At 71.9% G+C, this 7,851-nt stretch carries 6 protein-coding genes; 3 read left to right on the top strand and 3 right to left on the bottom strand.

The genetic code is table 11. The features are described from left to right. The first annotated feature begins 134 nt into the window (after positions 1-134). Positions 135-1,706 (top strand): class I adenylate-forming enzyme family protein, encoded by a 1,572-nt coding sequence (locus PHC73_RS09195; RefSeq protein WP_300126974.1) that lies wholly within the window; start codon positions 135-137, stop codon positions 1,704-1,706. Between the two features lie 2 nt (positions 1,707-1,708). After that, positions 1,709-2,911 carry an MFS transporter gene (locus PHC73_RS09190; RefSeq protein WP_300126972.1) on the top strand — a complete coding sequence of 401 codons (1,203 nt, stop codon included), beginning with the start codon at positions 1,709-1,711 and terminating at the stop codon, positions 2,909-2,911. On the opposite strand, the gene PHC73_RS09185 is transcribed toward PHC73_RS09190, so the two are convergent. From PHC73_RS09185 to PHC73_RS09175, 3 genes are all read right to left on the bottom strand, one after another. Then, complete coding sequence (locus PHC73_RS09185) at positions 2,892-5,201, bottom strand: molybdopterin-dependent oxidoreductase (RefSeq protein WP_300126970.1); 2,310 nt, start codon at positions 5,199-5,201, stop codon at positions 2,892-2,894. The genes PHC73_RS09190 and PHC73_RS09185 overlap by 20 nt on opposite strands. 253 nt (positions 5,202-5,454) lie before the next feature. Continuing rightward, positions 5,455-5,973 carry a nitroreductase family protein gene (locus PHC73_RS09180; RefSeq protein ID WP_300126968.1) on the bottom strand — a complete coding sequence of 173 codons (519 nt, stop codon included), beginning with the start codon at positions 5,971-5,973 and terminating at the stop codon, positions 5,455-5,457. Between the two features lie 29 nt (positions 5,974-6,002). After that, a complete protein-coding gene (locus PHC73_RS09175; protein ID WP_300126966.1) occupies positions 6,003-6,806 on the bottom strand; it encodes an outer membrane protein assembly factor BamD in 804 nt (267 codons plus the stop codon). Positions 6,807-6,878: 72 nt separating this feature from the next. Between PHC73_RS09175 and rluD the strand changes: the two genes are divergently transcribed. Next, on the top strand, positions 6,879-7,835 hold the full coding sequence (gene rluD / locus PHC73_RS09170) for a 23S rRNA pseudouridine(1911/1915/1917) synthase RluD (protein WP_300126964.1): 957 nt from the start codon (positions 6,879-6,881) through the stop codon (positions 7,833-7,835). The last annotated feature ends 16 nt before the right edge of the window (positions 7,836-7,851 follow it).

Genomic DNA, 7,851 nt, shown 5'->3' with positions numbered 1-7,851 from the left:
AACCTCGTTCAAGTGCGAACCGTCGCGCCCCATGGTGCCCCAGGCGGCAACCGGGTGGGGGATCGGGATCACGGCGGCGGGTCGAGCTATTCCAGGTGGGTTTTCGACTGATCGAATCGAGGAGGGGTACGAGCATGATCCTGCCGCGTGATCTGCTGCGCCGGGCGGGCGCGGCGCTGGCCGACCGCACCGCCTTCATCGACGGCGCGCGCCGGCGCACTTGGGGCGACATGGAGCGGCGGTCGACGCGCCTGGCCGCCGCGCTGCAGCGGCTTGGGCTGGGCAAGGGCGAGGTGTGCGCGGTGCTGGCGCACGAGCGCGTCGAGGTGCTCGAGCACTGGTTCGCGTGCCTGAAGCTCGGCGCGCTGCGCGTGGGCATCAACTGGCGCTACGCGCCGCGCGAGATGCTGCACCTGCTGCACGACTCGGCGGCCAAGGTGCTGCTGGTCGAAGCCGCCTGCGTGGGGCTGCTGGCGGATGAACTCGACGCCCTGCGCCGCGAGGGACTCATCGTGATCGGCTTTGGCGCCGGGCACGGCCAGGCGCTCGACTACGAGACGCTGCTGGCCGCCGCCGACCAGCAGCCGACGCTGCCGGCGCTGGCCGAGGACGATCTGGTCGCCATCAGCTACACCACCGGCACCACCGGGCTGCCCAAGGGCGCGCTGTGGACGCAGCGCGGCGTGCGCGACGCGCTGGTTTATTCGAGCCTGATGCTGGGCCTTCGCCAGTCGGACATCTACTTTGCGCCGTTTCCGATGGCCGGCGTGCCGCTGCTGTGCGCGTCGCTGGGGCTGGTCAACGGCATGACGGTGCTGCTGCCGGACGGCGACTTCGAGGCCGGCAAGAGTCTCGAGCTGCTCGCCGAGCACCGCGCCACCTGCGGCATCTTCGTGCCGACCATGCTGCAGCGGGTGCTGGAACACCACGCCGCCGGGCACCACGATCTGTCCGCGCTGCGCATGGTCAGTTACGGCTCCTCGCCGGCCACCCCGCAGCTCATCCGCACGGCGTTGTCCCAGCTCGGCTGCGAGCTGATCCAGCTCTATGGTCTCACCGAGGCCACGGCCGGCTGGCTCACCTTCCTGCAGCACGAGGATCACCTGAAGGCCCTCGACGGCCGCCAGGAGCTGCTCACCTCCTGCGGCCGGCCGGCGCTGCATGTCGATCTGTCGATCCGCAGCGAGCGCGGTGACGAGCTGTCCACCGGCGAGGTGGGCGAGATCTGGGTGCAGGGATCGGTCACCATTCCGGGGTACCTGAATCGCCCGGACGAGAACGCCGAGCTGTACAACGGCCCGTGGCTGCGCACGCACGATCTTGGCCGCTTCGACGCGGACGGTTATCTCTACCTCACCGACCGCAAGAAATTCCTCATCATCACCGGCGGTTACAACGTCTACCCGGTGACCGTGGAGGCGGTGCTGGCCGAGCACCCGGCGGTGCGCGAGGTGGCGGTGGTGGGCGCGCCGCACCCGGACTGGGGCGAGGCGGTGGTGGCCATCGTGAGCCTGAAGCCCGGCCACACCGCCAGCGCCGACGACCTGCTGGCGTTCTGCAAGCCGCGCCTGGGGCGTTTCGAGCAGCCCAAGGCGGTGCTGTTCGTGGACGAACTGCCCAAGGGCGCCACCGGCAAGATTGCCAAGGCCGCGCTGCGCGAGCGCCTGCGCGTCGATCCGTCCAAGCTGCCCTGGCCGGCGGCCTGAGCATGGCCTGGCGCAACGCCTGGAGCATGCTGGCGCTGCTGATGCTGGGCCAGGTCGCCATGTCCTGCGGGGCCTATCTGTGGGGGCCGCTGGCGCCGTTCATGGTGGCCGAGCTCGGCGTCGGCAAGGCGCAGTTCGGCGCCGTGCAGTCGGCCTTTTACGTGGTGGGCGCGCTGATGGCGCTGCCGGCCGGCGTGCTGGCGGACCGCATCGACGGCCGCTGGCTGCTGCTGGCCAGTCTGCTCGCGATGGCCGTTCCGCTCACGCTGCTCAGCCGCGCCGGCACGCTCGGCGCCGTGACGGTGCTGGCCGGACTGTGCGGCCTTGGCAACGGCGCCATCAACCAGGCGGGGGCGCGCGGCGTGCTGCACTGGTTCCCGCCGCAGCGGCGCGCCACCGCCATGGGCCTGCGCCAAACCGGCAACATGCTGGGCGCGGCGCTGGCGGCGGCGCTGCTGCCCGGGCTGGCGCAACCTTTCGGCTGGCGCGGCGCGGTGCTGACGGTGGCGGCGGGTGCCGCGCTGGCGGCCGTGGCGAGCGGGGTTCTGTACCGCGAGGCGCCGGTCGGCGTGGCGGCGCCGGGCGCGTCCCGGCCGCGCGGCCTGAAGGCCGTGGCCGGGCAGTTCCTGCGCAACCGTCCTTTCGTGCGCCTGCTATGCCTGGCGCCGTTCATCGCCTATGCGCAGATCGCCATGACCACGTTTTTCGTGCTGTTCCTGACCGACCGCCAGCACCTGCCGGCGACGCTGGCCGGCAGCCTGCTCAGCGGCGCCCTGCTGGCCGCGGCGCTCGGGCGCGTGGTCTGGGGCCTGATCGCGGACCGCTTTTTCACCCACCATCGCAGCGGCGCTCTGGCGCTGGTGATGGTGCTCACGGCGCTCGCCGCGGCGGCGCTGGCGCTGCTGTCGCCCACCGCGCCGCCGGCGCTGGTGGGGCTGATCGGCCTGGCGTATGGCTTTTGCGCCATGGGCTGGCAGGGGCTGCTGATGGTGGTGATCGCCGAGTCGGTCGGCATGGCGCTCGCCGGCACCGCGGTCGGGCTGCTGATCAACGTCGCCTGGGGCGGCTTCGTGCTCGGCCCCATCGCGTTTGGCGCGCTCGCCGACGGGCCCGGCTATGCCAGCGCCTGGGCTTCGGTGGCGGCGGTGGCGGCGCTGTGCGCGCTGGCGCTGTGGCGACCGGCGGTCAGTCCAGCGGCGGCCTGAGCGGCGGCGGCACGAAGGCCGTCACCGGCGGCGGGTCGGCGCAGCGCGTCACCTCCACCAGCGTGCTCTGCGCGCTGCAGGCCTGCGCCAGCGCGGAGCTGCCGTGATCCGGCGTCAGCAGGTTGGGGTTGCCGTGCTTGCACGGGCTGCCGGGCACGCCAGGCTCGGCCGGGTCGTACCAGGCGCCGGTGGCCATCTGCACCACGCCGGGCCGGATGTGGTCGCTGATGCGCAGGCCGGCCAGACAGGCCCCGCGGGCGTTGTGCACCCGCACCACGTCGCCGTCGGCCAGGCCGCGGGCGGCGGCGTCGGCCGGGTGCATGTGCAGCGGCTCGCGGCCGGCGATCTTGCTGGCCAGGCTCACGCGCCCCATGTCGAGCTGGCTGTGCAGGCGCGTGTCCGGCTGGTTGGTGACCAGGTGCAGCGGGTACTGCGCGGCCAGCGGGCTGCCCAGCCACTCGGCCGGTTCCAGCCACATCGGGTGCGGCGGGCAGTCGGCATCGCCGAAGCCGGCGATGGTTGCCGAGTAGACCTCGATGCGCCCGGACGGCGTGCGCAGGCGGTTGCGGTCGGGGTCGGCGCGGAAGGCGCCGAGCAGCACATGCGGCTGCGGCGGCGGTGGAATCTCGACCTGACCGGCCTGCCAAAAGTGCTCGAAATCCGGCAGCTCGATGCCGTCGCGCGCCGCGGCGGTGCGGGTTTCCTCGTACAGGTGCCGCAGCCAGGCGGCGGCATCGCGTCCCTCGGTGAAGGCGTCGCCGACGCCGCTGCGCGCCGCCAGCGCGGCGAAGATGTCGTACTCCGGGCGGGACTGGCCGAGCGGCGCCAGCGCGGCGCGGTTGGCGACGATGCTGCGGTCCGTGCCCAGCATGGCGCTCGACAGGTCGTCGCGTTCGAGCGCCGTGCAGCAGGGCAGCACGATGTCGGCGTGCCGCGCCACCGGCGTCCACCAGGCGTCGTGCACCACCACCGTGTCGGGCCGTTGCCAGGCCCGCAGTAGGCGCCCGAGGTCCTGGTGGTGGTGGAAGGGATTGCCGCCCGCCCAGTAGACCAGGCGGATGTCGGCGTACTCGATCGTCTGCCCGTTGAAGCGGCAGCCGCCGCCGGGATTCAGCAGCAGGTCGGCGATGCGCGCCACCGGGATGAAGCGCCCGCTGGGGTTGCGCCCGGTCGGCAGGCGCGGCACCGGAAACGGCCGCCGCGGCGTGCCGGTGCCGCCGGTGCCGTAGCCGCAGCCAAAGCCGCCGCCCGGCAGGCCGATCTGCCCCAGCATGGCGGCCAGTGTCACCAGCATCCAGTACGGCTGTTCGCCGTGGTCCTGGCGCTGCACCGACAGCGAGCAGTTGATGAAGGTGCGCTTGTGCGCCATGCGCCGGGCCAGCGCGCGGATGGCGTCGGCCGGCACCTCGGTGATGGCGGCCGCCCAGTCGGCGTCTTTGGCTTGGCCGTCGGCGGTGCCGGTGAGGTACGGCAGAAAGCGCTCGAAACCCGTGCAATAGCGCTCGACGAAGGCGCGGTCCCACAGGTTTTCGACATACAGCGTGTGCGCCAGTGCCAGCATGAAGGCGGTGTCGGTGTTCGGCCGCGCCGCCAGCCAGTGCGCGCCGAGCGCAGCGGGCATGTCCTCGCGCAGCGGGCCGATGTATACGCACTCCACGCCGCGCCGCGCCAGCGCGCGCAGGTAATCGGCGGTTTCGTGGCGGGCCGCGCCGCCCAGGTCGGCCTGCGAGTTTTTCAGCGGCAGGCCGCCGAAGGCCACCAGCAGCTCGCTGTCGGCCACGATGGAGCGCCAGTCGGTCGGCGCCGCGAACGCCTCCAGTCCGCCCAGCACGTGTGGCAGGATGTAGAAGGCCGCCCCGGCGCTGTAGTTGCCGACACCGTCGGTGAAGCCGCCGAGCAAATTCAGGTAGCGGTGCAGCAGGGGGCGGGCGGCGTGCACGGTGCCGGCGCTGCCCCAGCCGTAAGAGCCGGCGTAGATGCTGGGATTGCCGTGTGTGCCGCGCACGCGGTCGATCTCGCCGGCGACAAGATCGATCGCCCGCTCCCAGGACACCGGCACGAATGCCTCGCCGCCGCGCGGGCCAGGGCCGGGGCCACGTTCGAGCCAGCCCTCGCGCACCATCGGCTGAGTGATGCGCAGCCGGCTGTGCACGGCGTCGACCAGCGAGATGCCGTAGCGGCTCGGGTTTGGGTCGGAGGGGGAGGGCGTCAGCGCGCTGACGCGGCCGTCACGGACCTGCGGCGCAAACAGGCCCCAGTGGGTGAATACCTGCGGGTTCGTGGCGGGCATGGGTGACTCCTCCTGCGGACGCCGGCGGCTCGTTGGCGGCCGGTCACGGGTTTCGTTCATGCGCTGGCCGGCGTCGGCGACCGGCGCCGCGCGCCTGTGGATGGTCGCCGGCCGGTGGCGTGCCTACCAGGTCGTTGAAAAAGGGCTTCCCGCCCTTTTTCAACTCGGCTCGTCGCGGCGCATGTCCGCAACCAGCCGCCTCCGAATCAAGCGCTTGACGCGCTTGATTCGGAGGCAAGCCATCCCTGGCTTGCTAAAGCCGCGTCACCACCTCGTCCAGGCGCCGCCGTGGCGTGGGCGCCGGCAATTCGGCCGGATAGCCGATGCAGATGATGGCCACCGGGCGCAGGTGTGCCGGCAGCTGCAACTGCCGGCACAGCGCCTGGTCGTCGAAGTGGCCGACCCAGGCGGACGCCAGTCCGGCGGCAACGGCGGCGAGCTGCGCGTAGGCGGCGGCGATGGTGGCGTCCTGCGTGGCGAACAGTTCGCTGCGCTCGCCGAAGCGTTCGCGCGGACGCGCCAGGTCGGCGCAGAACACCAGCGCCAGCGGTGCCTCGGTGATGAAGGTCTGGTCCGGCGCCGCCTGCCGCAGTCCGGTGCGTGCGCCTGCGTCGGACACCACGTACACGTGGTACGACTGCAGGTCGCCCGCCGACGGCGCGGTGCACATCACCTCCAGGATGGCATGCAGCTTTTCCGGCTCCACCGGCATGTCCGGCTGGTAGCGGCGCACCGAGTGGCGGTGGCGTACGGTCTGGAAGAAGTCCCACATGGCGGCTTGCTCCTCGCCGCGGCGCGGCGTCAGTCGGCGCGGGCCAGTTTGCCGGCGCGCTGGGTGGCCGGATGGTCCGGGTAATTCAGGTTCAGCACGCGCAGGGCGTCGCTGGCCTGGGTGTCGAGGCCGAGGGCGCGGTAGGCACTGACCATCAGCTCCAGCGCGTCGGGCGTGAAGGCGCTGCGCGGGTAGGTCTCGACCACGTGCCGGGCACGGGCTGCCGCCGCCACGTAGGCGCCGCGCTTCATGTAATAGCGCGCCACCAGGATGTCGTGCTCGGCCAGCTGGTTGCGCAGGTAGACCATGCGCTGGCGGGCGTCGGCCGCGTAGCGGCTGTCCGGGAAGGCGCGCAGCAGCTGGGCGAAGTCGTCGAAGGCCAGGCGGGCATTGCTCATGTCGCGCGCGGCGAGGTTTTGCGGCAGCCATTTCTCCAGGATCGACACCTCGCGCTTGAAGTGCACCAGGCCCTTCAGGTAGTACGCATACTCCACGTTCGGGTGCAGCGGGTACAGGCGCACGAAGCGGTCGGCGGACTCGATGGCGAGCTCCGCGTCGCCGTTTTTGTAATAGGCATAAGCGATGTCGATCAGCGATTGCTGCGAGTAGACGCCGTATGGATAGCGGGCCTCGAGCTTGCCGTACAGGTCGATGGCCTCCTGGTAGCCGCCGTCCAGCAGCGCCTTGCGCGCTTCGGTGTACAGCTTCTCGACCGACCAGCCCTGGGTGCGGTCCTCGGTTTTCTTGGTGCCCGGCTCGCCGCCGCAGGCCGCCAGCACCAGCAGCAGGGCGAGGCAGCACAGACGCAGGCCGGCACGGGGCGACAGGGACACGGGCGGTTCTCGGGGCGGGTGGCTTCGCGCCGGGCGCCCTTAGAATGCGCTGCACGGCGGAACAGGATTCTGATGAAAGCGCGCGAACTATATCAAACGCCCCCCGAACTGGCCGGGCAGCGACTGGACCAGGTGCTGGCCGTGTTGCTGCCGGATTTTTCCCGCAGCCGCCTGCAGGCGTGGATTCGCGACGGCCGGGTGACGGTCGACGGCGCGCCGGCGGCGGCGAGCAGCCGCTTGCGTGGCGGCGAGCAGATCGGCGTGCAGCAACCCGAGGTGAACGCCGAGCCGACGGCGCCGGCCGAGGCGATCGCGCTCGACATCGTCCATCAGGACGCCGATTTGCTGGTGGTGAACAAGCCAGCCGGCCTGGTGGTGCATCCGGGCGCCGGCAATCCGGCCGGCACGCTCATGAACGCCCTGCTGTACCACGACCCGCGCCTGGCTGAGCTGCCGCGCGCCGGCATCGTGCATCGTCTGGACAAGGACACCACCGGCCTGCTGCTGGTGGCGCGCACGCTGCCGGCGCACAAGCGCCTGGTGGAACTGCTCGCCGCGCGTGAGGTGCACCGCGAATACCTGGCGTTGGTGCAGGGGCAGATCATCGCCGGCGGCACGGTGGACGCGCCGATCGGTCGCCACCGCACCGACCGCACGCGCATGGCGGTCGGCGCCGGCGGGCGGCAGGCGATCACCCACTACCGGGTGGCGCAGCGTTTCGCGCATCACACGCTGCTGCGGGTGATGCTGGAGACCGGCCGCACGCATCAGATTCGCGTGCACCTGGCGAGCATCGGTCACGCCGTGGTGGGTGATCCGGCCTACGGCCGCCTGCGCCTGCCGCCGGGTGCCAGCGCCGACTGTCAGGCGGCGCTCGCCGCCTTTCGCCGCCAAGCGCTGCACGCGGCGCGCCTGCAATTGCCGCACCCGATCGACGGTCGGCCGCTCACGTTCGAGGCGCCGCTGCCGGCCGACATGGCGCAGCTGCTGCAGGTGCTGGCGGGTGATTCGGACCCCGCCGGTGCCTGAACCGGGCCTGGTCACG

It is taken from the genome of Immundisolibacter sp. (assembly GCF_028696615.1).
Taxonomy (GTDB): domain Bacteria; phylum Pseudomonadota; class Gammaproteobacteria; order Immundisolibacterales; family Immundisolibacteraceae; genus Immundisolibacter.
This window is presented reverse-complemented; position numbering and strand designations above follow the sequence as displayed.

What these genes read in the sequence shown, in the direction of transcription:
- PHC73_RS09195 (WP_300126974.1), top strand. Translation starts at nt 135, where the DNA reads ATGATCCTGCCGCGTGATCTGCTGCGCCGGGCGGGCGCGGCGCTGGCC.
- PHC73_RS09190 (WP_300126972.1), top strand. Translation starts at nt 1,709, where the DNA reads ATGGCCTGGCGCAACGCCTGGAGCATGCTGGCGCTGCTGATGCTGGGC.
- PHC73_RS09185 (WP_300126970.1), bottom strand. Translation starts at nt 5,201, where the DNA reads ATGCCCGCCACGAACCCGCAGGTATTCACCCACTGGGGCCTGTTTGCG.
- PHC73_RS09180 (WP_300126968.1), bottom strand. Translation starts at nt 5,973, where the DNA reads ATGTGGGACTTCTTCCAGACCGTACGCCACCGCCACTCGGTGCGCCGC.
- rluD (WP_300126964.1), top strand. Translation starts at nt 6,879, where the DNA reads ATGAAAGCGCGCGAACTATATCAAACGCCCCCCGAACTGGCCGGGCAG.